34 protein-coding genes are annotated in these 21,900 nt (G+C 65.8%); 4 read left to right on the top strand and 30 right to left on the bottom strand.

The window, feature by feature from the left end; translation table 11 throughout:
• Positions 1 to 51: 51 nt before the first annotated feature.
• From rpmJ to rpsJ, 26 genes are all read right to left on the bottom strand, one after another.
• A complete protein-coding gene (gene rpmJ / locus IEW87_RS05170; protein ID WP_188711209.1) occupies positions 52 to 168 on the bottom strand; it encodes a 50S ribosomal protein L36 in 117 nt (38 codons plus the stop codon).
• Positions 169 to 231: 63 nt separating this feature from the next.
• Positions 232 to 450: a translation initiation factor IF-1 gene (infA, locus tag IEW87_RS05165; RefSeq protein ID WP_087054895.1), complete on the bottom strand. Its 219-nt coding sequence runs from the start codon at positions 448 to 450 to the stop codon at positions 232 to 234.
• Positions 451 to 601: 151 nt separating this feature from the next.
• The gene (locus IEW87_RS05160) at positions 602 to 1,285 is read right to left on the bottom strand and encodes a DsbA family protein (RefSeq protein WP_188711208.1); all 684 of its coding nucleotides are present in this window, start codon (positions 1,283 to 1,285) and stop codon (positions 602 to 604) included.
• 14 nt (positions 1,286 to 1,299) lie between these two features.
• Positions 1,300 to 2,151, bottom strand: coding sequence for a type I methionyl aminopeptidase (map, locus tag IEW87_RS05155; RefSeq protein ID WP_188711207.1), 852 nt, complete (start codon positions 2,149 to 2,151; stop codon positions 1,300 to 1,302).
• A gap of 13 nt (positions 2,152 to 2,164) precedes the next feature.
• Positions 2,165 to 2,755, bottom strand: coding sequence for an adenylate kinase (locus IEW87_RS05150; protein ID WP_188711206.1), 591 nt, complete (start codon positions 2,753 to 2,755; stop codon positions 2,165 to 2,167).
• Positions 2,752 to 4,074 (bottom strand): preprotein translocase subunit SecY, encoded by a 1,323-nt coding sequence (gene secY / locus IEW87_RS05145; RefSeq protein ID WP_188711205.1) that lies wholly within the window; start codon positions 4,072 to 4,074, stop codon positions 2,752 to 2,754. The genes IEW87_RS05150 and secY overlap by 4 nt, the downstream gene beginning before the upstream one ends.
• 122 nt (positions 4,075 to 4,196) lie before the next feature.
• Entirely contained in the window at positions 4,197 to 4,658 is a 462-nt protein-coding gene (rplO, locus tag IEW87_RS05140; protein WP_373285127.1) for a 50S ribosomal protein L15, read from the bottom strand.
• Complete coding sequence (gene rpmD / locus IEW87_RS05135; protein WP_114118767.1) at positions 4,655 to 4,840, bottom strand: 50S ribosomal protein L30; 186 nt, start codon at positions 4,838 to 4,840, stop codon at positions 4,655 to 4,657. Before rpmD ends, rplO begins: the two co-directional genes overlap by 4 nt.
• Positions 4,840 to 5,541, bottom strand: coding sequence for a 30S ribosomal protein S5 (rpsE, locus tag IEW87_RS05130; protein WP_188711203.1), 702 nt, complete (start codon positions 5,539 to 5,541; stop codon positions 4,840 to 4,842). The genes rpmD and rpsE overlap by 1 nt, the downstream gene beginning before the upstream one ends.
• Positions 5,538 to 5,897, bottom strand: a complete 360-nt coding sequence (rplR, locus tag IEW87_RS05125) for a 50S ribosomal protein L18 (protein ID WP_188711202.1) — start codon at positions 5,895 to 5,897, stop codon at positions 5,538 to 5,540. The genes rpsE and rplR overlap by 4 nt, the downstream gene beginning before the upstream one ends.
• Positions 5,898 to 5,899: 2 nt before the next feature.
• The gene (gene rplF, locus IEW87_RS05120; RefSeq protein WP_188711201.1) at positions 5,900 to 6,436 is read right to left on the bottom strand and encodes a 50S ribosomal protein L6; all 537 of its coding nucleotides are present in this window, start codon (positions 6,434 to 6,436) and stop codon (positions 5,900 to 5,902) included.
• A gap of 6 nt (positions 6,437 to 6,442) precedes the next feature.
• Complete coding sequence (gene rpsH, locus IEW87_RS05115; protein ID WP_188711200.1) at positions 6,443 to 6,841, bottom strand: 30S ribosomal protein S8; 399 nt, start codon at positions 6,839 to 6,841, stop codon at positions 6,443 to 6,445.
• Positions 6,842 to 6,993: 152 nt separating this feature from the next.
• Positions 6,994 to 7,575, bottom strand: a complete 582-nt coding sequence (gene rplE / locus IEW87_RS05110) for a 50S ribosomal protein L5 (protein WP_188711199.1) — start codon at positions 7,573 to 7,575, stop codon at positions 6,994 to 6,996.
• A 10-nt stretch (positions 7,576 to 7,585) separates the two neighbouring features.
• Positions 7,586 to 7,957, bottom strand: coding sequence for a 50S ribosomal protein L24 (gene rplX, locus IEW87_RS05105; protein ID WP_188711198.1), 372 nt, complete (start codon positions 7,955 to 7,957; stop codon positions 7,586 to 7,588).
• A gap of 3 nt (positions 7,958 to 7,960) precedes the next feature.
• Positions 7,961 to 8,329 carry a 50S ribosomal protein L14 gene (gene rplN, locus IEW87_RS05100; RefSeq protein WP_188711197.1) on the bottom strand — a complete coding sequence of 123 codons (369 nt, stop codon included), beginning with the start codon at positions 8,327 to 8,329 and terminating at the stop codon, positions 7,961 to 7,963.
• A gap of 29 nt (positions 8,330 to 8,358) precedes the next feature.
• Complete coding sequence (gene rpsQ / locus IEW87_RS05095) at positions 8,359 to 8,643, bottom strand: 30S ribosomal protein S17 (protein WP_188711196.1); 285 nt, start codon at positions 8,641 to 8,643, stop codon at positions 8,359 to 8,361.
• Positions 8,643 to 8,948 carry a 50S ribosomal protein L29 gene (gene rpmC, locus IEW87_RS15025; protein WP_188711195.1) on the bottom strand — a complete coding sequence of 102 codons (306 nt, stop codon included), beginning with the start codon at positions 8,946 to 8,948 and terminating at the stop codon, positions 8,643 to 8,645. Before rpmC ends, rpsQ begins: the two co-directional genes overlap by 1 nt.
• Complete coding sequence (rplP, locus tag IEW87_RS05085; protein WP_188711194.1) at positions 8,948 to 9,367, bottom strand: 50S ribosomal protein L16; 420 nt, start codon at positions 9,365 to 9,367, stop codon at positions 8,948 to 8,950. The genes rpmC and rplP overlap by 1 nt, the downstream gene beginning before the upstream one ends.
• Positions 9,367 to 10,128: a 30S ribosomal protein S3 gene (gene rpsC / locus IEW87_RS05080; protein ID WP_188711193.1), complete on the bottom strand. Its 762-nt coding sequence runs from the start codon at positions 10,126 to 10,128 to the stop codon at positions 9,367 to 9,369. The genes rplP and rpsC overlap by 1 nt, the downstream gene beginning before the upstream one ends.
• A complete protein-coding gene (gene rplV, locus IEW87_RS05075; RefSeq protein WP_188711192.1) occupies positions 10,128 to 10,523 on the bottom strand; it encodes a 50S ribosomal protein L22 in 396 nt (131 codons plus the stop codon). The genes rpsC and rplV overlap by 1 nt, the downstream gene beginning before the upstream one ends.
• Before the next feature lie 25 nt (positions 10,524 to 10,548).
• Entirely contained in the window at positions 10,549 to 10,830 is a 282-nt protein-coding gene (gene rpsS / locus IEW87_RS05070; protein WP_166319892.1) for a 30S ribosomal protein S19, read from the bottom strand.
• A 12-nt stretch (positions 10,831 to 10,842) separates the two neighbouring features.
• On the bottom strand, positions 10,843 to 11,682 hold the full coding sequence (rplB, locus tag IEW87_RS05065; protein WP_188711191.1) for a 50S ribosomal protein L2: 840 nt from the start codon (positions 11,680 to 11,682) through the stop codon (positions 10,843 to 10,845).
• 27 nt (positions 11,683 to 11,709) lie between these two features.
• The gene (gene rplW, locus IEW87_RS05060; RefSeq protein ID WP_188711190.1) at positions 11,710 to 12,009 is read right to left on the bottom strand and encodes a 50S ribosomal protein L23; all 300 of its coding nucleotides are present in this window, start codon (positions 12,007 to 12,009) and stop codon (positions 11,710 to 11,712) included.
• Complete coding sequence (rplD, locus tag IEW87_RS05055) at positions 12,006 to 12,662, bottom strand: 50S ribosomal protein L4 (RefSeq protein ID WP_188711189.1); 657 nt, start codon at positions 12,660 to 12,662, stop codon at positions 12,006 to 12,008. Before rplD ends, rplW begins: the two co-directional genes overlap by 4 nt.
• A 5-nt stretch (positions 12,663 to 12,667) precedes the next feature.
• Positions 12,668 to 13,327 carry a 50S ribosomal protein L3 gene (gene rplC / locus IEW87_RS05050; RefSeq protein WP_188711188.1) on the bottom strand — a complete coding sequence of 220 codons (660 nt, stop codon included), beginning with the start codon at positions 13,325 to 13,327 and terminating at the stop codon, positions 12,668 to 12,670.
• Between the two features lie 8 nt (positions 13,328 to 13,335).
• A complete protein-coding gene (gene rpsJ / locus IEW87_RS05045) occupies positions 13,336 to 13,644 on the bottom strand; it encodes a 30S ribosomal protein S10 (RefSeq protein WP_188711187.1) in 309 nt (102 codons plus the stop codon).
• Positions 13,645 to 14,133: 489 nt separating this feature from the next.
• Here rpsJ and IEW87_RS05040 point away from each other — a divergent pair, with 489 nt between their 5' ends.
• Genes IEW87_RS05040 through IEW87_RS05030 form a run of 3 tightly spaced genes read left to right on the top strand, consistent with a single transcriptional unit; the run spans position 14,134 to position 16,393 of the window.
• Complete coding sequence (locus IEW87_RS05040; RefSeq protein WP_188711186.1) at positions 14,134 to 14,625, top strand: GtrA family protein; 492 nt, start codon at positions 14,134 to 14,136, stop codon at positions 14,623 to 14,625.
• Positions 14,622 to 15,449 carry a glycosyltransferase family 2 protein gene (locus IEW87_RS05035; RefSeq protein WP_188711185.1) on the top strand — a complete coding sequence of 276 codons (828 nt, stop codon included), beginning with the start codon at positions 14,622 to 14,624 and terminating at the stop codon, positions 15,447 to 15,449. The genes IEW87_RS05040 and IEW87_RS05035 overlap by 4 nt, the downstream gene beginning before the upstream one ends.
• Positions 15,446 to 16,393, top strand: a complete 948-nt coding sequence (locus IEW87_RS05030) for a glycosyltransferase family 2 protein (RefSeq protein ID WP_188711184.1) — start codon at positions 15,446 to 15,448, stop codon at positions 16,391 to 16,393. The genes IEW87_RS05035 and IEW87_RS05030 overlap by 4 nt, the downstream gene beginning before the upstream one ends.
• A 19-nt stretch (positions 16,394 to 16,412) precedes the next feature.
• Here the strand turns inward: IEW87_RS05030 and IEW87_RS05025 are convergent, their stop codons facing one another.
• Complete coding sequence (locus IEW87_RS05025) at positions 16,413 to 17,348, bottom strand: LysR family transcriptional regulator (protein WP_188711183.1); 936 nt, start codon at positions 17,346 to 17,348, stop codon at positions 16,413 to 16,415.
• Between the two features lie 97 nt (positions 17,349 to 17,445).
• On the opposite strand from IEW87_RS05025, the gene IEW87_RS05020 reads away from it, so the two are divergent.
• On the top strand, positions 17,446 to 18,456 hold the full coding sequence (locus IEW87_RS05020; protein ID WP_188711182.1) for a YeiH family protein: 1,011 nt from the start codon (positions 17,446 to 17,448) through the stop codon (positions 18,454 to 18,456).
• A gap of 28 nt (positions 18,457 to 18,484) precedes the next feature.
• Here the strand turns inward: IEW87_RS05020 and IEW87_RS05015 are convergent, their stop codons facing one another.
• The 3 genes from IEW87_RS05015 to IEW87_RS05005 are packed head-to-tail and all read right to left on the bottom strand — an operon-like array spanning position 18,485 to position 21,887.
• A complete protein-coding gene (locus IEW87_RS05015; protein ID WP_188711181.1) occupies positions 18,485 to 19,648 on the bottom strand; it encodes an MFS transporter in 1,164 nt (387 codons plus the stop codon).
• A gap of 56 nt (positions 19,649 to 19,704) precedes the next feature.
• Entirely contained in the window at positions 19,705 to 21,204 is a 1,500-nt protein-coding gene (locus tag IEW87_RS05010; protein ID WP_188711180.1) for a CoA-binding protein, read from the bottom strand.
• The gene (locus tag IEW87_RS05005; RefSeq protein WP_188711179.1) at positions 21,201 to 21,887 is read right to left on the bottom strand and encodes an acetate--CoA ligase family protein; all 687 of its coding nucleotides are present in this window, start codon (positions 21,885 to 21,887) and stop codon (positions 21,201 to 21,203) included. The genes IEW87_RS05010 and IEW87_RS05005 overlap by 4 nt, the downstream gene beginning before the upstream one ends.
• Between the last annotated feature and the right edge of the window lie 13 nt (positions 21,888 to 21,900).

Genomic DNA, 21,900 nt, shown 5'->3' with positions numbered 1-21,900 from the left:
GCGGGATCTGAAACTGCCGTTCTTATGGAATTGTGCGGGTCGAGCGGGCCCTCAGCCTTGCCGCTGCTTGTGTCGCGGGTTGGACTTGCAGATGACCATGACGACGCCGTGACGGCGGATCGTCTTGCAGCTGTCGCAAATGCGCTTGACGCTGGGCTGAACCTTCATGATTTTCCTAATCGCTGTCTTCGTACCCGCGAAGCGCGGGCCGTTACTTCTCGGCCGAGGAACTCAGCGGTAGCGGTAGACGATGCGCCCGCGCGTGAGGTCGTAGGGGCTCAGCTCTACGACCACGCGGTCCTCCGGGATGATGCGGATGTAGTTCTGTCGCATCTTTCCGGAGATCGTGGCGAGCACCTTGTGCCCGTTCGACAGCTCGACGCGGAACATCGCGTTGGGCAGCGACTCGGACACCGTGCCTTCGATCTCGATGACACCGTCTTTAGCCATAAACTCGCTTACCTTCTGAGCAGACCGGCCGGTCTGCGGTGAATGAGTGGATCGGCGTTCGGCCGCGCGCGAGCGCAGGCACAAGACGCCAACGATCTATGTTATATGACACGCCCAAGCCGATCAACATGGGCGTGTCGCGCGCGTGGTATCAGTTCAGGTTCGCGCGGATGTCGACGTCGGGATCCATCGTCGGCGGGACGACCTCCCCGTTGACCACGACCGTCGGAGTCGACACGTTCGTCTGGCCAGGTGCGAGCGGCACCTCCTGCGTGCGCTCGGCCACGAAGTCGCCGTACTCACGGTTCGTAATGCAGTCGGCCGCGCCGCCGGCTCCGACCTGCTCCGCATAGCCGATCAGCTCGTCGTCATCGAGCCCCGGCGACCCCTGCGAGGGCTGGTTGCGGAACAGCAGGTCGACGTACGAGTAGGCCGCGTCGCCGTCCTCCTCGGCCACGCAGTAGACGGAGTTCGCGGCGCGCGTCGAGTACTCGGTACCCTGCGATGAACGGTCGAGGATCGAGATCGGGTGGATGTTGAACGTGATCGTTCCGTCCTCGACGAGTTCGGCAGTGGTGTCGCCATAGGCGTCCCATGCGTCCCCGCAGTGGGGGCACATGAAGTCGATGTACTCGTCGACGCTCTGATCGCCTTCGCCGATCGCGATCGCGCCGGTCTCCTCGTTGACGACGCCTGCGGCGGGGGCCTGTGCGGGCTCCGAGGCGGTGCGGTTCATGAAGTACACGAGCACGGCGACCGCGACGACCGCCACGACGACGACGACCGAGATGATGATCGGGAAGGGGTTTCGGCTCTTCGCGGCTGCTGCTGCCATGGGTTTCTCCGGTGTCAGGGGATGGGGGTCGGCTTCACGCCGTATGGAGCCAGGCCCGCTGCTCCCCCATCGGGAGAGGTCAGAACCCAGATGCCTCCAGAATGCACGGCAACACTATGTTCCCAATGTGCGCCTGAAGATCCGTCGGAGGTCGAGATCGTCCAGTCGTCGTCGCCGACGAACACGTCCTCTCCCCCGGCCGTCATCATCGGCTCGACGCAGATGCACAGCCCCGGCTTGATCTCGGCGCCGCGCGCAGGCGTCGCGTAGTGGAACAGCGTCGGCGCCTCGTGCATCGAGCGTCCGATGCCGTGGCCGACGTAGTCACGCAGGATCCCCGCTGGCTGTCCCGTCGACGGCAGCGGGTTGTCCTCGATGTGCTGCTGGATCGTCGCGCCCACCTCGCCGAGGTGCGCACTCGTCGCGAGCGCGGCGATGCCGGCCCACATGGATCCGCGGGTCACGTCAGAAAGCTCGTTGCGCTGCGCGACGAGCTCCGGATCCGCGGGCTCGCCCGGCACGATGAACGTGCGCGCGGAGTCGCCGTTCCAGCCCGCGGGCGTCTCAGCCCCGCAGTCGATCGAAACGATGTCGCCCGGCTCAAGCACGCGCGAGCCAGGGATCCCGTGCACGACCTCGTCGTTCACCGACGCGCAGACCGTGTGGGAGTATCCCGGGACGAGCTGGAAGTTCGAGTGCGCCCCGCGCGCGCGGATCGCCTCGTCGGCGATCCGGTCGAGCTCGAGCGTCGTGATGCCGGGCCGGATCGCGGCCTCAACGGCATCGAGCGCAGCGGCCGTGATGAGGCCCGGCTCGATCATCTCGCGCAGCTGCGCAGGCTTCTTGTAGAGCGAACGGCGGAACACGGCCTGGCTCGGGTCAGGCGCGCGCCAGGCCGCGGGCGTCGAGGGCGGCGAAGATGCGCTCGGTGATCTCGTCGAGGGACCCGACGCCGTTGATGCGATCGACGATGCCGCGCGCGGCGTAGGTGTCGATGATCGGCGCCGTCTCCCGCTCGAAGATGTCGAGGCGGTGGGCGACGGCCTCTTCGGTGTCGTCGCTGCGTCCCTCGATCTTCGCGCGCTCACTGATGCGGGCGATCGATTCGTCGCGCGGCACGTCGAGGACGATGACGGCGTCGAGCGCCGCGTCCGACTTGCCGAGGAACGCGTCGAGGTACGTGACCTGAGCGGCATTGCGCGGGTAGCCGTCGAGCAGGAAGCCGCGCGTCGCCGCGTCGTCCTGCGAGAGCCGGTCGCTGACGACCTCACCCGTCACATCGTCGGGAACGAGGTTGCCGGCGTCGGTGATGGCCTTGACCTTCTTGCCGAGCTCGGTGGAGTTCTTGATGTTCGCGCGGAAGATGTCGCCTGTCGCGACGACGGGGATCCCGTATGCCTCGGCCACGCGCACGCCCTGCGTGCCCTTGCCCGAACCCTGCGGTCCGACGATCAGGAGGCGTGTCGTCATCGAAGAAGCCCTTCGTAGTGGCGCTGCTGCAGCTGCGCGTCGATCTGCTTGACGGTCTCAAGACCCACACCGACGATGATGAGGATCGACGCACCGCCGAACGGGAAGTTCTGGTTCGCCTGCACGGTCGACAGGGCGATGAGCGGGATCAGCGCGACGATGCCGAGGTAGATCGAGCCCGGGAACGTGATGCGCGTGAGCACGAAGTCGAGGTACTCGGCCGTCGGCCGCCCGGCGCGAACGCCCGGCACGAAGCCGCCGTACTTCTTCATGTTGTCCGCGACGTCGACCGGGTTGAACGTGATCGACACGTAGAAGTAGGTGAACCCGACGATCAGGAGGAAGTAGATCGCCATGTAGAGCGGGTGGTCGCCCGTCACGAGGTACTCGTTGATCCACACGACCCAGACGGGCGGGGTGGATCCGTCGGCCGGCATGTTGAACTGCGCGATCAGCGTCGGCAGGTACAGCAGCGACGAGGCGAAAATCACGGGGATCACGCCGGCCATGTTGACCTTGATGGGGATGTACGTGTTCGTGCCGCCGTAAGTGCGGCGACCGACCATCCGCTTCGCGTACTGCACGGGGATCCGTCGCTGCGACTGCTCGACGAAGACGACGAGACCGATGATCACGATGCCGATGGCGAGGACGAGGAGGAAGACCTCGAAGCCGTTCGCGGCCCAGATGGCGCCGAGCGCGCCGGGGAACGTCGCGGCGATCGAGGTGAAGATCAGGAGCGACATGCCGTTGCCGACGCCGCGCTCGGTGACGAGCTCCGCCATCCACATCACGAGGCCGGTGCCGGCCGTGAGCGTGATGACGATCATCATCTGGGTGATCCAGCTCGTGTTGGTGAGGAGGTTGTTGCACTCCGCGATGCCGGTGTTACCGAACAGCTGACCGGTGCGGGCGACCGTCACGAGAGTCGTCGACTGCAGCAGCGCAAGCGCGATCGTGAGGTAGCGGGTGTACTGGGTGAGCTTGCCCTGGCCCTGCTGACCCTCCTTGTGGAGGGTCTCGAAGTGCGGGATCACGACGCGGAGGAGCTGCGTGATGATCGTCGCGGTGATGTACGGCATCACGCCGAGGGCGAAGATCGACAGCTGCAACAGCGCGCCACCGGAGAAGAGGTTGACGATGGACATCAGTCCGCCGCCGCCTGACGTCTCCGCGATACACACCTGGACGTTGGGATAGCTCACGGCGGGCGCCGGAATGTGCGCGCCGAAGCGGTAGATGGCGATGATGCCGAGCGTGAAGCCGATCTTCCGACGAAGGTCGGGTGTGCGGAAGATCCGCGCGATAGCGCTAAACAAGAAACTGCCTCCCAGGAATGGATGGTGACCGCTGGGGAGCGCACACCATCCACCAGACTAACGGAAAGAGGCCGGGAGCTCCTCGCTCCCGGCCTCCCCGGTATACGACGTCCGCAGACGTCTTACTTGATCGAACCGCCGGCGGCTTCGATCTTGGCCTTGGCCGAGGCCGACACCTTGTCGACGTCGACGTTCAGCGCGACGGAGATGTCTCCGTCGCCGAGGACCTTCACCAGCGAGTTCTTGCGCACGAGACCCTTGTCCACGAGGTCGGCCGACGTGATGTCGCCACCCTCGGGGAACGCCTCCGCGATCTTGTCCAGGTTCACGACCTGGTACTCGGTGCGGAACGGGTTCTTGAAGCCGCGCAGCTTGGGCGTGCGCATGTGCAGCGGCATCTGGCCACCCTCGAAGCCGGGACGCACGGTGTTGCGTGCGCGCGTGCCCTTCGTGCCTCGACCCGCCGTCTTACCCTTCGAGCCCTCACCGCGACCCTTGCGGGTCTTCGCGGTGTTGGCGCCGGGAACCGGACGGAGGTGGTGAGCCTTGAGCACGCCGGGGCGCTCGTTGTTCTCAGCCATCAGTCGATCTCCTCAACCTTCACGAGGTGAGCGACGGCACGCACGTAACCGCGCGTCTGGGCGTCATCGGGGCGGACAACCGCGTCACCGATCCGCTTCAGACCGAGGCTGCGCAGCGTGTCGCGCTGGTTCTGCTTCTCGCTCACCTTGGACTTGATCTGCGTCACCTTCAGACGAGCAGCCATCAGGCACCTGCCTTCGTGCTCGCGGCGGCCTTCTCGGCCTCCGCACGGACGATACGCGCCGGTGCGACCTGGTCGAAGTCGAGACCACGACGCGCGGCAACCGCGCGGGGCTCCTCGAGCTGCTTCAGGGCGGTCACGGTCGCGTGCACGATGTTCAGCGTGTTCGACGAACCGAGCGACTTCGACAGCACGTCGTGGATGCCCGCGCACTCGAGGACGGCGCGAACCGGGCCACCGGCGATCACACCGGTACCGGCCGACGCCGGACGCAGCATGACGACGCCAGCGGCGTCCTCACCCTGCACCGGGTGCGGGATGGACAGTCCGACGCGAGGCACGCGGAAGAAGTTCCGCTTCGCCTCTTCGACGCCCTTCGAAATCGCGAGGGGGACCTCACGGGCCTTGCCGTAGCCGACGCCCACGAGTCCGTCACCGTCACCGACGACCACGAGAGCGGTGAAGCTGAAGCGACGACCACCCTTCACGACCTTCGACACACGGTTGATGGTGACGACGCGCTCGAGGAACTGGCTGTCGCCACCCCGACCACGGTCGTTGCCACGACGCTCGCCACCGCGTCCGCCACGACCGCCACCACGGCGGTCCTGACGCTGCTCCTGGCGCGGCTCGGCCTGCGCCGCGGCGGGCGCGGCCTGACCGGCTGCTTCGGTGGTCACTTCGGTCTCCTTGTTGTCACTCACAGGCTCAGCCCTCCCTCGCGTGCGCCATCGGCGATGGCCGCGACGCGACCGGCGTAGCGGTTTCCACCGCGGTCGAACACGACGGACTCGACGCCAGCGGCCTTCGCGCGCTCGGCGACGAGCTCGCCGACCTTGCGTGCCTTGGCGGTCTTGTCATCCTCCGACGAGCGCAGGTCGGTCTCGAGGGTCGACGCCGAGGCCACGGTGTGGCCCTTCGCGTCGTCGATGACCTGCACAAAGACGTGGCGCGACGAACGCGACACGACCAGGCGGGGCCGCTCGGCGGATCCCAAGACCTTCTTGCGAAGGCGAGCGTGGCGGCGCGAGCGCGCAGCGGACTTCGACTTCACAGCCATGATTACTTACCAGCCTTTCCGGCCTTGCGGCGGACCTGCTCGCCGGCGTAACGCACACCCTTGCCCTTGTAGGGCTCGGGCTTGCGAATCTTACGGATGGTGGCGGCGCACTCACCCACGGCCTGCTTCGAGATGCCGGAGATGGTGATCTTGTTGTTGCCCTCGACCTCGAAGGAGATCCCTGCCGGCGGCTCGACCGTGACCGGGTGCGAGAAGCCGAGAGCCAGCTCGAGGCTCTGGCCCTTCTTCTGCACGCGGTAGCCGGTGCCGACGATCTCGAGAGCCTTCGAGTAGCCCTGGCTCACGCCGATGATGTCGTTGTTGATGAGGGTGCGGGTCAGTCCGTGCAGCGAACGCGACTCACGCTCCTCGTCGGGGCGGGTGACGAGAACCTGGTTCTCCTCGACCTTGACCTCGATGGGCTCTGCGACGTTGAACGTCAACTCGCCCTTCGAGCCCGACACCGTGACCTTGCGGCCATCGACGTCGACCTTCACGCCCACGGGAATGTCAATGGGAAGCTTTCCAATACGCGACATTGTCAATCACCACACGTAGGCGAGAACTTCTCCGCCCACGCCCTTCTGCTCGGCCTGACGGTCCGTGAGAAGACCGCTGGAGGTGGACAGGATGGCGATACCGAGGCCGCCGAGCACCTTGGGGAGCTCGTTCGACTTCGCGTAGACACGAAGGCCGGGCTTCGATACGCGCTTGATGCCGGAGATGGAACGCTCGCGGTTCAGGCCGTACTTCAGCGTCAGGGTGAGGGACTTGCCGACGCGCGCGTCGGTCTCCTCGTACCCCGTGATGTAGCCCTCCTGCTGGAGCATCGCCGCGATGTTCTTCTTGAGCTTGCTCGACGGCAACGACACCTGGTCGTGGTGCGCCGAGTTCGCATTGCGCAGACGGGTCAGCAGATCTGCGACCGGGTCTGTCATGGTCATAATGACTGTCCTTTGTTCATGAGGTTTCGGCTGCCGTTACACGACAGACGACCTTCCACGATTCAGTAGCGATATTCGATTGTTCGCCGTGATGCCGGGTCCAGCGAACCGAACCCGGCATCTCAGCGTGGTTCCTGTGCGGAGGGATCCGATCAGGAGGTCTTGATGAACGGGAAGCCGAGGTGCGTCAGCAGCGCACGGCCCTCGTCATCGCTCTTCGCGGTCGTGACGACCGTGATGTCGAAGCCGCGGACGCGATCGATCTTGTCCTGGTCGATCTCGTGGAAGATCGACTGCTCCGTCACACCGAACGTGTAGTTGCCGTTGCCGTCGAACTGCTTCGGCGAGAGGCCGCGGAAGTCGCGGATACGCGGGAGCGCAAGCGACACGAGGCGGTCCAGGAACTCCCAGGCGCGGTCACCGCGGAGGGTGACGTGAGCGCCGATGGGCTGGCCGTCGCGCAGCTTGAACTGCGCGATCGACTTCTTGGCCTTCGTGACGACGGGCTTCTGGCCCGTGATCGCGGTGAGGTCTGCGACCGCACCCTCGATCACCTTGCTGTCGCGGGCGGCCTCGCCGACGCCGGTGTTGACGACGACCTTGACCAGGCCCGGAACCTGCATGACGTTCGGGTATCCGAACTCTTCCTGCAGCTTCGCCCGGATCTCGTTCCGGTAGGCCTGCTTCAGGCGCGGCTGGATTTTGCCAGTCTGCGCGGCAGTGTCCGTGCTCATCTGTTAACCCTTACTTTCCCTTGGGGTCGGGAATGTCGGTTCCCGAGCCCTTGGCGACGCGCACGCGCACGGTCTTCTTGACGCCGTCCTTGACCTGCTCCTCCACGCGGTATCCCACGCGGGTCGGCTTCTTGGTCTCGGGGTCGACGACCGCGACGTTCGACACGTGGATCGGAGCCTCGAAGGTCTCGATACCACCGGTCTTGGTGCCGCGCTGGGTCTGACCGATGCGGGTGTGCTTGGTGATGTAGTTGACGCCCTCGACGATCAGGCGGTTCCCGAGAACCTCGAGCACCTTGCCCTGCTTGCCGCGGTCGCCGCCGCGCTCCTGAGTGGCGCCGGTGATGACCTGCACGAGGTCACCCTTCTTGATCTTCGCCATGAGTTACAGCACCTCCGGAGCGAGCGAGACGATCTTCATGAACTTACGGTCGCGAAGCTCGCGGCCGACCGGCCCGAAGATACGCGTACCGCGGGGCTCGCCGTTGTTGGCGAGGATGACGGCAGCGTTCTCGTCGAACTTGATGTATGAGCCGTCGTCGCGGCGCGTCTGCTTCACGGTGCGGACGACAACCGCCTTGACGATGTCGCCCTTCTTCACGTTGCCGCCCGGGATCGCATCCTTGACCGTCGCGACGATGGTGTCACCCACGCCCGCGTAACGGCGGGCAGAGCCACCGAGAACGCGGATCGTGAGCAGCTCCTTCGCGCCGGAGTTGTCGGCGACCTTGAGGCGAGATTCGTTCTGAATCACTGGTTACTCCTTCAAGTGAGCCCGCAGGCTTACTTGGCCTTTTCGACGATCTCGACCAGGCGCCAGCGCTTGGTGGCGCTGTACGGACGGGTCTCGTTGATGACGACGACGTCGCCGATGCCGGCGCTGTTCTGCTCGTCGTGCGCCTTGAGCTTCTTCGTACGGCGCAGGATCTTGCCGTAGAGCGGGTGCTTCATACGGTCCTCGACCTCGACGACAATCGTCTTGTCCATCTTGTCGCTGACGACGTAGCCGCGCTCCGACTTGCGGTAGCCGCGCTCGACAGCCTGCTCGGCCTTCTTCTCGCTAGCCATCACTCAGTCTCTCCCTCGGCGGCAGCCTCATCGGCCTTCTTCGCCTTGCTCTTCTTGGCCTTCTTGGGGGCCGCGGGGTCCGGGGTCGCGCGGATCCCGAGCTCGCGCTCGCGGATCACCGTGTAGAGCCGCGCGATGTCGCGCTTGACGGCGCGGATGCGGCCGTGGCTCTCCAGCTGACCGGTCGCCGACTGGAAGCGCAGGTTGAACAGCTCTTCCTTGGACTTCCGCAGCTCCTCGAGGAGGCGCTGGTCTTCGAACGTGTCGAGCTCGCTCGGGGCGAGCTCCTTGGTGCCGATCGCCATTACGCGTCGCCCTCCTCGCGCTTGATGATGCGTGCCTTGAGCGGCAGCTTGTGCATTGCCCGGCTCAACGCGCCCTTGGCGAGCTCTTCGCTCACACCCGCGACCTCGAAGAGGACGCGGCCCGGCTTGACGTTGGCAACCCAGAACTCCGGGGATCCCTTACCGGAACCCATGCGGACTTCAGCAGGCTTCTTGGTGAGCGGGCGGTCAGGGAAGATGTTGATCCAGACCTTTCCACCTCGCTTGATGTGACGGGTCATGGCGATACGCGCGGCTTCGATCTGACGGTTCGTCACATAGGCCGGCGTGAGCGCCTGGATCCCGTACTCACCGAACGTGACGCGCGTGCCACCAGTTGCCTGGCCGCGGCGGTCGGGACGGTGCTGCTTACGGAATTTCACCTTGCGGGGGATAAGCATTACGCCGATGCTCCTTCCGGGGCCCTCTTGTCGGCGCCGGCGTCGTTGCGACGCGGTCCACGACGGCCGCCACGGTCGCCGCGTGCAGGCTTCTTCGAAGCCTCCTCGCGAGCGAGCTCCTTGTTCGTGAGGTCACCCTTGTAGACCCAGACCTTCACGCCGATGCGGCCGAAGGTGGTCTTCGCCTCGTAGAAGCCGTAGTCGATGTTCGCGCGCAGCGTGTGCAGCGGCACACGACCCTCGCGGTAGAACTCGGTGCGGCTCATGTCGGCGCCGCCGAGGCGACCGGAGACCTGGATCCGAACGCCCTTGGCGCCCGCGCGCATCGCGCCCTGCAGCCCCTTGCGCATCGCGCGGCGGAAGGCCACGCGCGCGGCGAGCTGCTCGGCGACGCCCTGCGCCACGAGCTGAGCGTCGGCCTCGGGGTTCTTGACCTCGAGGATGTTCAGCTGGATCTGCTTGCTCGTCAGCTTCTCGAGCTCGCCACGGATGCGCTCGGCCTCCGCACCACGACGCCCGATGACGATGCCCGGGCGGGCGGTGTGGATGTCGACGCGCACGCGGTCCTTGGTGCGCTCGAGGTCGATGCGGCTCACACCGGCACGGTCGAGGTTCTTCTGCAGAAGCTCGCGGATCCGGATGTCCTCAGCAACGTAGTCAGCGTAGCGCTGACCCGGCTTCGTCGAGTCAGCGAACCACCGCGACGTGTGGTCCGTCGTGATGCCGAGACGGAAGCCGTAAGGGTTGATCTTCTGTCCCATTACTTGCTCGCCTTCTTGTTGCTGCCCGCTGCCACGTTGGCGGCCTCGGGCGTCGAGAGCACGACCGTGATGTGGCTCGTGCGCTTCTTGATCTGGTCGGCGCGACCCTGGGCACGGGGGCGGAAACGCTTCAGCGTAATCCCCTCGTCCACGAAGGCGTTCTTGACGAACAGATCTTCTTCATTCAGCGACTCGCCTGCTGCGTCAGCCTTCACCACGGCGTTCGCCTTGGCCGACTCGACGAGCTTGTAGATCGGGTCGGATGCGCTCTGCGCGGCGAACTTCAGGATCGCGAGGGCCTCATCGGCCTGCTTTCCCTTGATGAGCTGGGCGACACGACGAGCCTTCTGAGGGGTCACGCGGATGTGTCGCACGCGTGCGATGGACTCCACCATTTCTTACTCCTCTTGCGTCGCCGCGTCAGCGGCGACGGCCCTTCTTGTCGTCCTTCACGTGGCCGCGGAAGGTACGGGTGGGCGCGAACTCGCCCAGCTTGTGGCCGACCATGGACTCGGACACGAACACGGGGATGTGCTTGCGTCCGTCGTGCACGGCGATCGTGTGACCCAGCATTGCCGGGACGATCATCGAGCGACGCGACCAGGTCTTGATGACGTTCTTCGACCCCGCCTCGTTCTGCGAGACAACCTTGCGAAGCAGGTGCTCGTCGACGAAGGGGCCCTTCTTCAGACTGCGTGGCATCTTCTTGAACTCCTACTTGCGGTTCTTGCCGGACGGGCGACGACGCACGATGTACTTGTCGCTTTCCTTGTTGGGACGACGGGTGCGGCCCTCGACCTGGCCCCACGGCGACACCGGGTGGCGTCCACCGGAGGTGCGACCTTCACCACCACCGTGCGGGTGGTCGATCGGGTTCATCACGACACCGCGGACGGTCGGGCGAACGCCCTTCCAGCGCTTGCGGCCTGCCTTGCCCCAGTTGATGTTCGACTGCTCGGCGTTGCCGACCTCGCCGATCGTGGCGCGGCAGCGCGCGTCGATGTTGCGGACCTCACCCGACGGCAGACGGAGCTGCGCGTAGGGACCGTCCTTTGCGACGAGGCGCACCGAGGCTCCCGCCGAGCGCGCGAGCTTCGCACCGCCGCCGGGCCGGAGCTCGACGTTGTGGAGCACGGTACCCGTGGGGATGTTGCGCATCGGGAGGTTGTTGCCCGGCTTGATGTCCGCGCCAACACCCGACTCGACGATGTCGCCCTGCTTCAGCTTCGCCGGAGCGAGGATGTAGCGCTTGGTGCCGTCGACGTAGTGCAGGAGCGCGATGCGCGCCGTGCGGTTCGGGTCGTACTCGATGTGCGCGACCTTCGCGTTCACGCCGTCCTTGTCGGCGCGACGGAAGTCGATCACACGGTACTGGCGCTTGTGGCCACCACCGATGTGACGCGTCGTGATGCGGCCCTGGTTGTTGCGGCCACCAGACTTCGACAGCGGACGCAGCAGCGACTTCTCGGGCGTCGAGCGTGTGATCTCGGCGAAGTCAGCCACCGACGAGCCGCGGCGACCGGGGGTCGTGGGCTTGTAGTTGCGAATAGCCATATTCGTTCCTTTGATCCTTCCCAGCTATCAGGCGACAGCCGTGAAGATGTCGATGGTGCCCGACGAGAGCGTCACAATGGCGCGCTTGACGTCCTTGCGCTTGCCGGTGCCGAATCGGGTGCGACGGGTCTTGCCCTGGCGGTTCTGAGTGTTCACCGAGGCGACCTTCACGCCAAAGATCTTCTCGATCGCGAGCTTGATCTCGGTCTTGTTCGCGCGGGGGTCCACGATGAACGTGTACTTGCCCTCGTCGATCATGCCGTAGCTCTTCTCGGAGACCACCGGAGCGAGGATGATGTCGCGCGGGTCCTTGTTGATCGCGGTCATGCCGAGACCTCCTTCGAGCCGGCCTTCTGCGCGATGAACGCGTCGATGGCGGCCTTGGTGAAGACGATGTCGTCGCTGCGGACGATGTCGTAGGCGTTGAGCTGGTCGGCCACGAGCACGTGCACGTTGCCGAGGTTGCGGACGCTGAGGTAGCCGTTCTCGTCCTCGCGGTCGAGGACGACGAGCGTCTTCTGCTCAGCCGTGAACGTCTTCAGGAAGCCCGACGCGGCCTTCGTCGACGGTGCGTCGACGCCGAACGAGTCGACCACGTGGATGCGCTCGCCGCGCAGACGGTCGCTGAGCAGGCCAGCAAGGGCCGCCGCGATCATCTTCTTGGGCGTGCGCTGCGAGTAGTCGCGCGGCTTGGGTCCGTGGACGATGCCGCCGCCGCGGTGCTCGGGCTGACGGATCGAACCCTGACGGGCGCGGCCGGTGCCCTTCTGCTTGAACGGCTTGGCGCCGGTACCGGAGACCTCACCGCGACGCTTCGTCGAGTGGGTGCCCTGGCGCGCCGCAGCAAGCTGTGCGGTGACGACCTGGTGGATCAGCGGAATGTTCGTCTTGACGTCGAACACGCTGGCGGGCAGGTCGACCGTGCCGGTCTTCTTCCCGTCGGTGCCGAGGACGTCGAGAGCGAGACTCGAGTTAGCCATCTAACTCAGGCCCCCTTCACTGCGTTGCGGACGTACACGACGCGGCCGCGCGCACCGGGGACGGCGCCCTTGACGAGCAGCAGTCCCTTCTCGGCGTCGACGGCGTGCACCGTGAGGTTGAGGACGGTCACGCGCTCGCCGCCCATGCGGCCGGCCATGCGCGTGCCCTTGAAGACGCGGCTCGGCGTCGCGGACGCGCCGATCGAACCGGGCTTGCGGTGGTTGCGGTGCTGACCGTGGGACGCACCGACACCGGCGAAGTTGTGACGCTTCATCACACCGGCGAAGCCCTTGCCCTTGCTCGTGCCGACAACGTCGACGAGCTGGCCGGCCTCGAACGTGGCGTCGACCGTGATCTCCTGGCCGGCCGAGTACTCGGCGGCGTCGGCCGTGCGGATCTCGGTGACCTTGCGACGCGGCGTCACGCCGGCAGCCTCGAAGTGGCCCGAAGCCGGCTTCGTGACCTTGCGCGGGTCGATGTCGCCGGCCGCGATCTGAACGGCGTTGTAGCCGTCCTTCTCAGTCGAGCGGATCTGCGTGACGACGTTCGGCGCGAGCTCGAGCACCGTGACGGGAACGAGCTTGCCGCTCTCGTTCCACACCTGGGTCATGCCGAGCTTCTTGCCGAGCATGCCCTTCGAAATCTTGTTGTTGATGTCAGCCATGTCGAACCTCAGAGCTTGATCTCGATGTTGACGTCGGCCGGGAGGTCCAGACGCATGAGCGAGTCGACCGCCTTCGGGGTGGGGTCAACGATGTCGATGAGGCGCTTGTGGGTGCGCTTCTCGAAGTGCTCGCGGCTGTCCTTGTACTTGTGGGGCGAACGGATAACCGCCACGACGTTCTTCTCCGTCGGGAGGGGCACCGGGCCCACGACCTGCGCGCCGGCGCGGGTCACGGTGTCGACGATCTTGCGTGCCGACGAGTCGATGACCTCATGGTCGTACGACTTCAGGCGAATGCGGATCTTCTGTCCCGCCATTTGTCTGCTCACTCTCATTCAGCGTCGTACCTCTCGGGCATTGGACGCACGTGCCCTCCGGACACCCTTTGGGCGGACACCGACGCCTCTGGCGAGGCCCCGTGCCAACTGTTCACGTTTCAAATCCGCACGCGCGCAGGAAAACCTGCGTTCTGTGGGATGTGAGGTATTCCTCTGCCCGCGGCCCAGGACTGTGCGCGTCTCGCGCCGCCTGTGCACTGCCAGTGCAGTGATTCAGCGCCTTCGCGTAATGCGCGCGCCGAAATGTGGAACTGAACTATTCTGCCAGCCGAACACCCCTCAGAGCAACCCGGGCGTGTCGCGCCGCGATCCGCGTGCTGGTGCGGATCCGCCCACCCGCCTCGGCGAGCTCTCAGCAACGCCCACTGCGCGCGTTCACACACCTCGCAGCCGGGGACACACCCTAGTCTGGCATCGGCGGCGGCGCAGCGGAATGCGCGAACCGCGGATCTTCGACCGAGGACGCACGTGACCAACGAGCAGCAGGGCGGCGACGACGACGAAACCGTCGCCGGGATGACGGGGCCGGACGGCCCCCTCCTGAAGCTCTTCAAGAATCGCGCCTTCGCGTTCCTCGTCGTCGGCGGCATCAACACGGGCGTCGGCTTCGTGTGGTTCGTGTTGCTCTCGGCGCTCTTCGACGCCGTGGCGCCCGGCGCGGACTGGGCCGATTTCGCCGTGATCGCGTGCGCTCAGGTGGTCTCGTCGATCAGCGCGTTCTTCCTCTACCGCCACATCGTGTTCCGCGTGAAGGGTCACTTCTGGCTGGATCTCATGCGGTTCCAGCTCGTCTACGTCGTGATCTTCCCGCTCAACCTCATCGTCGTCCCTGCGCTGACCATCGGGCTCGGCTGGAACCGCATCGTCGCGCAGCTGCTCTTCACGGTGGCGTACGTGATCCTCAGCTGGTTTGGACACAGCCAGTTCTCGTTCCGCCGCAGCGCAAAGGACAAGCAATGAAGCCGGATCTCTCCGTCGTGATCCCCGCGTATCAGCAGTCGGACAGTCTCGCGGACTCGATCCGCTCGGTGCTCGACCAGGCGGAGGTCGACCTCGAGCTGATCATCTCCGATCACGCGTCGACCGACGGCACCGAGGAGATCGCCCGCAAGTTCGAGAGTGATCCTCGGGTACGCATCATGCGGATCGGTGCGGGCGGCGGCGCCGCCGCGAACTGGACGGCCGTGACCGACGAGGCGCGCGGTGAGTTCCTCAAGCTGCTGCCGGGTGACGACACCGTGACCCCCGGATCCCTCGCCCGCCAGCTCGCATTACTGCGCGCGCACCCGGACGCAGCGCTCGTCGGAGGTCGGCGGCGGATCATCGACGCCACGGGCCGAACCATCTCGAAGCGTCGCGGCCTGCAGGGCCTCGAGGCCGAGATGACGGGCGGATCCGCGGTGCGCGCCTCGGTGCGCAGCGGCACGAACCCGTTCGGCGAGCCGGGCGCCGTGATGATGCGTCGCGGTGCGTTCACCGCGGCGGGCGGCTGGCAGGGCGATTGGTCGTACGCGATCGACGTCGCGACGTACTACGCGGTGCTGCAGCACGGATCCTTCGTGCGCGATGACGACGTCGCCTCGACGTTCCGCATCTCGGGCGGGCAGTGGTCGGTCGCGCTCGTCGACCAGCAGGCCGACGAGATGAGCCGGCTCTTCGCCGAAGCGGGCCGCATGTTCCGCGAGGTCTCGCCCGACGATGTCGCCCGCGGGGTGCGCCGCGCTCGCGCTCTCGCCCGTCAGCGCCGTATCGTCTATCGCGTGCTGGGGATGGTGAAGCGATGAGAACTCTCGCGTTCGTGCTGCCGATCTACAACGAGCAGGACAACATTCCCGTGCTCTACGAGCGGCTCAGCGCGGTCGCCGCGAGCCTTGCCGACCGCTTCACGTGCGAATTCGTGTTCGTCGACGACGGATCCCGTGACCGCTCCCTGCCCGCGATCCGGGCGCTGCGCGAGCGCGACGAACGCGTCTCTGTCTACGCGCTGTCCCGTAACAAGGGCCACCAGGTCGCTGTCACGGCGGGCCTCGACGTGGCGGACGCCGACGCGGTCATCGTCATGGACAGCGATCTGCAGGATCCGCCCGAGGTCGCCGTGGCGCTGATCGAGGCGTGGGAGGACGGCGCCGACGTCGCCTACGCCAAGCGCCGCACGCGCAACGACGGGTTCTTCAAGCGCATGACGGCGGGCGGTTTCTACTGGATCCTGTCGAAGCTCGCGCGCATCGACATCCCGCGCAACACGGGCGACTTCCGGCTCATGGACCGCCGCGTCGTCGAGGAGCTGCGCCGGTACCCCGAGCGCAACCGCTTCCTGCGCGGCATGGTCGCCGAGATCGGCTTCGACCAGCGCGCCGTCGACTTCGACCGCGACGCGCGGCACGCGGGCGAAACCGGGTATCCGCTCGGCAAGATGCTGAAGCTCGCGGCCGACGGGATCCTCGGGTTCAGCTCGTTCCCCCTGCGGGTGATCAGCGCGCTGGGCATGATCCTCGCCGTCGGGGCGGGCGTGTGGACGGTGTACCTCGCGATCTCGCGGATGGTGAACCCGGAGTCGGTCGTCGAGGGCTGGACGTTCCTCGCGGCGGGGATGTTCCTGCTCGGCGGGATCCAGATGCTCATGCTCGGCGTGCTCGGGCAGTACATCGGCCGCATCTACGAAGAGGTGCAGGCGCGCCCGCTCTACGCCTTCGCGATCGCCGAGTCCGGCCCCCGCGATCCTCACTGACACGCTCTGGCCCGTAGGGCTACGACATGCCGCGCATACCCGCCGGCGCGCCCCACACCTTCGCAACGTTCGTCACGAGCTCAACGGCGTCGGCCCGCTGAAGCGCGCCCGCGCGCCACACTGCGCTCAGGTTTCGGACGAACGTGACATCCGCCACATCAAGCACCACCAGCGCGCCCGAGCCGACCTCATCTTCGACCGCAAGCCAGGAGGCCACTGCGACGGCATCGCCATGTCGCACCGCGGTGAGGATAGCAGCGGTCGAGCCGAAGCTCGGGTGGTGCCGAGGCAGTGCCACGCCCGCCTGTGCGAACGCGTCCTGAATGACCTCACGGGTGCCGGATCCAGGTTCACGTAGCACCAGCCCGGAGCGGGCGAGGTCAGCTGCCGCGATGCGCGGTCGTTGCGAGAACCACGGATGTGCGGGTCCGACCACCGCGACCAGTTCGTCGCTCCCAATCGGCGTATGCGTCACCCCCTCGCGAAATCGATTGCCTTCGACGAATCCGATATCCGCATCATCGCCTTCGACCCAGCTCATGACCGCATCGGAGTTACCGACTTTGAGCGTCGCCTGCCCGGGGTCGATGTGATTCGAAATGCGCGAATCCGCCAGCCAACGTGGAACGAGCTGCTCGGCGATGGTCAGGCTGGCGGCAATCCTCAGGGGCGTCGTCGTCAGCTGCGGAAGCTCCTCGATCGTCCGAGCAAGATCGTCGGCGGCGGCGATCACCGCGCGCGCTGCCGACACCGCCACGGCGCCTTCGCATGTCAGCGTGCTGCCCGTTGTCCCGCGAAGTAGCAGCGGGATCCCCATCACCTCCTCGAGCCGCGCGAGATTCGACGAAACCGTGGGCTGGCTGACCCCGAGATGACGAGCGACCGCGCTGAGCGAGCCGTGCTTGTCGAGCGCCACGAGTTGGCGCAACCCGGCGAGCGTGATGCGCGGGTCCAACGCGGCGTCGTCACTTCCCTCACCCATAGACAGATCCTATGGCCGCCCACTGGAATTCGGCGTTCCGGTCGGGTTGCGACCGCGTGAATGTGGACTCATGACCATTCGTACACTCAGCAGCTCGAGGCGTCGCGCCAGCGTGGCCGCAATCCTGCTGATAATTGGGCTCGGCGCAATACTGCTCGCCGCGATCGTCCCGGCGCTCTCGGCGCTCTTGCTCGCGATCGTGATCGGTGCGATCGCCGGCAACCTGCGGATCGTACCGGCCTCGACAGTCAGCAGCATCTCGTGGGCGGCAAAGAAGTATTTGCGTCTGGGAATCGTCCTCCTCCGTTTCAAGCTCTCCATCGTCAGCCTCGGGACGATCGGGCTCCGGGGCGTCGCGGTGCTCCTCATCACGGTCGCGGTGACGTTCGTGGGCACCATCGCGATCGGACGTCTGATGCACGTGCCGCGGGTCACGCGCATGCTCGTGGCCACCGGCTTCTCGATCTGCGGCGCCTCTGCCGTCGCAGCGATGAGCAGCATCGTCGATCCGAGAGGAAAGCACGAGGAGGACACGGCGCAGGCCATAGCGCTGGTGACCATCTTCGGGACCATCGCGATGTTCGCGCTTCCCCTCCTCACCGGACCGCTCGGGCTGAGCGACCTCCAGGCGGGGGTGTGGGCGGGCGCGAGCATCCACGAGGTCGCACAGGTCGTGGCTGCGGGAGGCATGATCTCGACCGCGGCGCTCGCCCTCGCGACAGTGGCAAAGCTCGGTCGAGTCGTTCTCCTCGCTCCGCTGATCATGCTCATCAACATCATCGAGCACCGCACATCTGACAACCAGACGAGCGGCAAGCGCCCTCCCCTGCTCCCCTTGTTCGTCGCGGGCTTCCTCGTCGCCGTGGGGATTCGCACCTTCGTGCCGCTCTCCGCAGAGGTCCTCGGCGTCTTGGAGTTCGGAGCAAATCTCCTCCTCGCCGCAGCGATGCTCGGATTGGGGTTCTCCGTCGACGTCCGAAAGCTGATCGCCACGGGATGGCGACCACTTGCCCTCGGCGCCATCTCCACAATTCTCGCGGCCGCAGTCGCCCTCGCATCGATCCTCCTGCTGGGTCTCTGAACGCACGGAGTTCGGGCGAATCTGTGCCTCAGCGACGACCAGCCCACGCAAGGCCCGCCACCCCCGCAAGTGTGACCGCGAGAATGCCGAACACTCCGACGACACCGAGCGCCCCGGAGACCAACCCGACGGCGGGTGGAATGAGGACGAGGCCGAGGCTGTTGCCCGTCAGTCGGATCGACAGCCACAGACCAACGGTCCCGGGCGGTGCCAGCAGCGATACGGTCGCCATGGTGAGCGGCTGTCCGATCCCGAGCGCAACGCCCGCCACGACAAGCACCATGCCCGCCACGAGGACATTCGTCGTGAATCCGAGAAGAAGCACCGCGATTCCCGCGATCAGCGTCGACGCGATGATCAACGTCGATCGTCCGAAGACTCGCACCATCGCGCCCAGACCGAGGCGGGAGAGCATCGTGGCGATCGAACGCACACTCAGCAGCACACCGACCATCGTTGCTGAGATACCCACCTCAACGCCCCACGCAGGCAGGTAGACCGTCAGCAGATCCACCGCCGCAAGAATGGCAATGCTCACCACGAGGGCGATCAGCAGCCTTCCTCGCGCGCGCGACGGCGCCCTCAGCGCCTCCCAGATGGACGGGCGTGAAGAAACATGACCGATCGAGCGATCGACCCTGCCGGGTGATCTCATCGCAATCGCGAGCACCAGCGCAACGACCGCGCAGCAGACTCCCACGACGAACAGCAATGTGGTGTCCGGAAACGCCGAGTGCCCACTGAACACGGTGATCGCCAACGGCCCGAGCGACTGTCCCAACGCGCCGACGAAGGTGAGAACGCCGAAATTGGAGTCGAGGGTCTTCGGGTCTCCTTGTGCGACAAGAGTCTGCTGGCTGACGACACAACAGATGAATCCCAACCCCAGGAGACTGTTCCAGGCCAGCAGGAGCATCAGGGAAGAAGACCAGAACACGAGTCCCCCCGCCGAAAGGACGGTCAACGAGGCGCCGAACACCAGTGTTCTGTGTTCATTGCCGCGATCGACGAAGTGCCCCACGAACGTGGCGATCAACGACGGCAAGAGCGAGAAGGCTGCCGCGAGAAAGCCGAGCCACGCGAAATCGATGCCCAGTTCCAATGCGCGATACGCAGAAGTCGGACGAATCAGGAATGTCGTTCCCTGCGCGAAGCCGGCCTGGAACAGGAGAGACCACGGCTGATGTCTCAATCTCCGGGTCCCTTCGCTCGGCTCTCCCTCAGCTCACTTCTCCCCCATCGCTCCGCTCACCCCACGCTCGTCGTCGCCTCGGTGTGAAGCATCCGCGACTCGTGTTCGTAGAGCGTGGACAGAATCCGAATAGCTCCCGCGAAGCCGGTGACCACGGGGATCCTCCACTCCCGCGCCTCAGACGTCAGCGAGCGGCGAAGCTCATCTGCCTCCGCGCTGCCGTCGGAGTTCAAAACGAGAACGGGGAGCGATTGGTCCCGATGCTCCCGCAGCATCGGGAGTGCCGCCGTCAGGAATCCTCGAAATCCTGCCAGATACACCGGTCCCTGCAGCATCGCTCCGAGGTTGAGGTGCACGACGATTCCGCCCGGCGCGTCGCGTTCCAACACCAGACGCAGCAAGGATTCACACAATGCCCCGCCCTCGCTCGCGAACACGCCCGCGGGAAGATCGATCGGATTCAGCACGCTTGCGCCTGGTGGAAACGGGATCGTCTCCGCCGCCCGGAGAAGCTCGTCGGACACGGGCGGCACGGCCAAGTCGGCGCGAGCGAACTGATCCGCTGCGAGAACGCTGACACCGCCACCGTTGCCCAGCAACACGACGTCCCGCGCGTTCGCCCTCGGGGCGCGCGCGAGGTCTTGAAACGCCAGCAGCGAATGCAGATACTCGTCCATCGTCTCCACGAGTGTGATCCCGAACTGCCGTGCCAACCCGCGCCACAACCGTTCATCGGTCGCGGCAGCACCCGTGTGCGAGGCAGCGGCCCGGTTCCCCTGCGCGGTCAGTCCTCCCTTGAGCACGACAATGGGCTTGGTCCCCGCGGATCGACGCAAGAGGTCGACAAATCGGCGACCGTCGGGGAGGTATTCGAGGTAGAGGCCAATCGCCGTGGTGCCGGGATCAGCGAGGTAGTATTCGGCGAGCTCGATCGGATCGACGTCGAGGGCGTTTCCGACGCTGACGACGCTGCGGAAGTCCAGGCCCAAAGATCGACCGCGACGGATCATGTCCACGCTCAGACCGCCGCTCTGCGATGCCACGGAGATGGTTCCGTCGGGTGCGGACGCGCCACCGACGAAGCTCATGCCACCGCGCGGCGAATGGGTGCCCAGCGAGTTCGGGCCAACGATGCGCGTTCCCGTTTCGCGCGCGACCCGCAGCAGCTCGTTCGCAAGATCGACGCCCACGCCATCCCCCTCGCCGAACCCACTCGAGATCACCTGCGCGAATCGTACGCGTCCCGCGCCCGAAGCGATGAGTGCCGGGACGCTGCGCGAAGGAACGGCCACATACGCGTAGTCAACCGTCTCGGGCACGTCTGCGAGCGACGGCACCGCGGCGTATCCGTCGACGCTCGTCGCCGAGGGATGGATGACGACGACAGTGCCGTCGAATCCTGCTTCCTCAAGTTGACGCAGGAACGTGTTGCCCTGCGCGTTCCCCGATGTCGACGCACCAGCGACCGCGATGACCCTGGGCGCAACGAGCGGCATGAATCTTTCCATCAGCTCGCTGTCGCTCGCTGAAATCGACGCGTGTTCGAACGTCGTCACAGTGCACCCCCGTCGGTCGGAACCACTCGAACGTCCACTGCGCAGGCTCCGTCGCGGCCAACGATCAGCGGATTGATGTCCAGCTCAGAGATCTCGCTCTGATGAGTCATGATGAGCCCGTTCTCGCCGCCGATCCTCACGATCGCGTCGACGAGGCCGCCGACGTCAACGGGATCCTGGCCGCGCGCCCCAAAGATCATGGGAGCGATCCGGAGCTCCTGCAGCATCTCGAGCGCGTCTGCGGCGGTGACGGGACAGACCCGGACCGCGACGTCGTCGAGGACATGGACGTAGATGCCCCCTGCGCCAACCATGATCATCGGACCGAATGATGGATCGACCTTCGCGCCGACGATGAGTTCTTGGCCGCTGGCCGCCATCTCCTCAATGAGGTATCCGCTCACGATGCCCGATGGAATGCGAGGCTCGTCCGTCATCTGTTGGATCGCGGCCACGACGTCAGCACTGCTATTCAGGCCGACCTTCACCCCGCCGACATCCGATTTGTGGATCGGCGTCCGCGATAAGAGCTTGACGACGAACGGCGGCTGCAGTCCGGCGACGGCACGCGACACCTCCTCGACCTGACTCACCCGTACTCCGCGGGGCACGGGCACGCCGAACGACGCGGCCAGCCCCTTGCTTTCCAGTTCGTCGACACCGACGACTGATGCGTCGTTCATTTCGTTCTCCTTT

Source organism: Microbacterium faecale (assembly GCF_014640975.1).
Taxonomy (GTDB): Bacteria; Actinomycetota; Actinomycetes; order Actinomycetales; family Microbacteriaceae; genus Microbacterium; species Microbacterium faecale.
Note: the sequence above shows the minus strand (reverse complement) of the source record. Positions and strands in the feature narration are given on the sequence as shown.

Coding starts and splice junctions, on each gene's coding strand:
- rpmJ (WP_188711209.1), bottom strand. CDS start 168: ATGAAGGTTCAGCCCAGCGTCAAGCGCATTTGCGACAGCTGCAAGACG.
- infA (WP_087054895.1), bottom strand. CDS start 450: ATGGCTAAAGACGGTGTCATCGAGATCGAAGGCACGGTGTCCGAGTCG.
- IEW87_RS05160 (WP_188711208.1), bottom strand. CDS start 1,285: ATGGCAGCAGCAGCCGCGAAGAGCCGAAACCCCTTCCCGATCATCATC.
- IEW87_RS05150 (WP_188711206.1), bottom strand. CDS start 2,755: ATGACGACACGCCTCCTGATCGTCGGACCGCAGGGTTCGGGCAAGGGC.
- rpmD (WP_114118767.1), bottom strand. CDS start 4,840: ATGGCTGCTCGTCTGAAGGTGACGCAGATCAAGTCCAAGGTGAGCGAG.
- rplR (WP_188711202.1), bottom strand. CDS start 5,897: ATGGCTGTGAAGTCGAAGTCCGCTGCGCGCTCGCGCCGCCACGCTCGC.
- rplF (WP_188711201.1), bottom strand. CDS start 6,436: ATGTCGCGTATTGGAAAGCTTCCCATTGACATTCCCGTGGGCGTGAAG.
- rpsH (WP_188711200.1), bottom strand. CDS start 6,841: ATGACCATGACAGACCCGGTCGCAGATCTGCTGACCCGTCTGCGCAAT.
- rplE (WP_188711199.1), bottom strand. CDS start 7,575: ATGAGCACGGACACTGCCGCGCAGACTGGCAAAATCCAGCCGCGCCTG.
- rplX (WP_188711198.1), bottom strand. CDS start 7,957: ATGGCGAAGATCAAGAAGGGTGACCTCGTGCAGGTCATCACCGGCGCC.
- rpsQ (WP_188711196.1), bottom strand. CDS start 8,643: ATGGCTAGCGAGAAGAAGGCCGAGCAGGCTGTCGAGCGCGGCTACCGC.
- rpmC (WP_188711195.1), bottom strand. CDS start 8,948: ATGGCGATCGGCACCAAGGAGCTCGCCCCGAGCGAGCTCGACACGTTC.
- rplP (WP_188711194.1), bottom strand. CDS start 9,367: ATGCTTATCCCCCGCAAGGTGAAATTCCGTAAGCAGCACCGTCCCGAC.
- rpsC (WP_188711193.1), bottom strand. CDS start 10,128: ATGGGACAGAAGATCAACCCTTACGGCTTCCGTCTCGGCATCACGACG.
- rplV (WP_188711192.1), bottom strand. CDS start 10,523: ATGGTGGAGTCCATCGCACGCGTGCGACACATCCGCGTGACCCCTCAG.
- rpsS (WP_166319892.1), bottom strand. CDS start 10,830: ATGCCACGCAGTCTGAAGAAGGGCCCCTTCGTCGACGAGCACCTGCTT.
- rplB (WP_188711191.1), bottom strand. CDS start 11,682: ATGGCTATTCGCAACTACAAGCCCACGACCCCCGGTCGCCGCGGCTCG.
- rplW (WP_188711190.1), bottom strand. CDS start 12,009: ATGACCGCGATCAACAAGGACCCGCGCGACATCATCCTCGCTCCGGTG.
- rplD (WP_188711189.1), bottom strand. CDS start 12,662: ATGGCTAACTCGAGTCTCGCTCTCGACGTCCTCGGCACCGACGGGAAG.
- rplC (WP_188711188.1), bottom strand. CDS start 13,327: ATGGCTGACATCAACAACAAGATTTCGAAGGGCATGCTCGGCAAGAAG.
- rpsJ (WP_188711187.1), bottom strand. CDS start 13,644: ATGGCGGGACAGAAGATCCGCATTCGCCTGAAGTCGTACGACCATGAG.
- IEW87_RS05035 (WP_188711185.1), top strand. CDS start 14,622: ATGAAGCCGGATCTCTCCGTCGTGATCCCCGCGTATCAGCAGTCGGAC.
- IEW87_RS05030 (WP_188711184.1), top strand. CDS start 15,446: ATGAGAACTCTCGCGTTCGTGCTGCCGATCTACAACGAGCAGGACAAC.
- IEW87_RS05020 (WP_188711182.1), top strand. CDS start 17,446: ATGACCATTCGTACACTCAGCAGCTCGAGGCGTCGCGCCAGCGTGGCC.
- IEW87_RS05005 (WP_188711179.1), bottom strand. CDS start 21,887: ATGAACGACGCATCAGTCGTCGGTGTCGACGAACTGGAAAGCAAGGGG.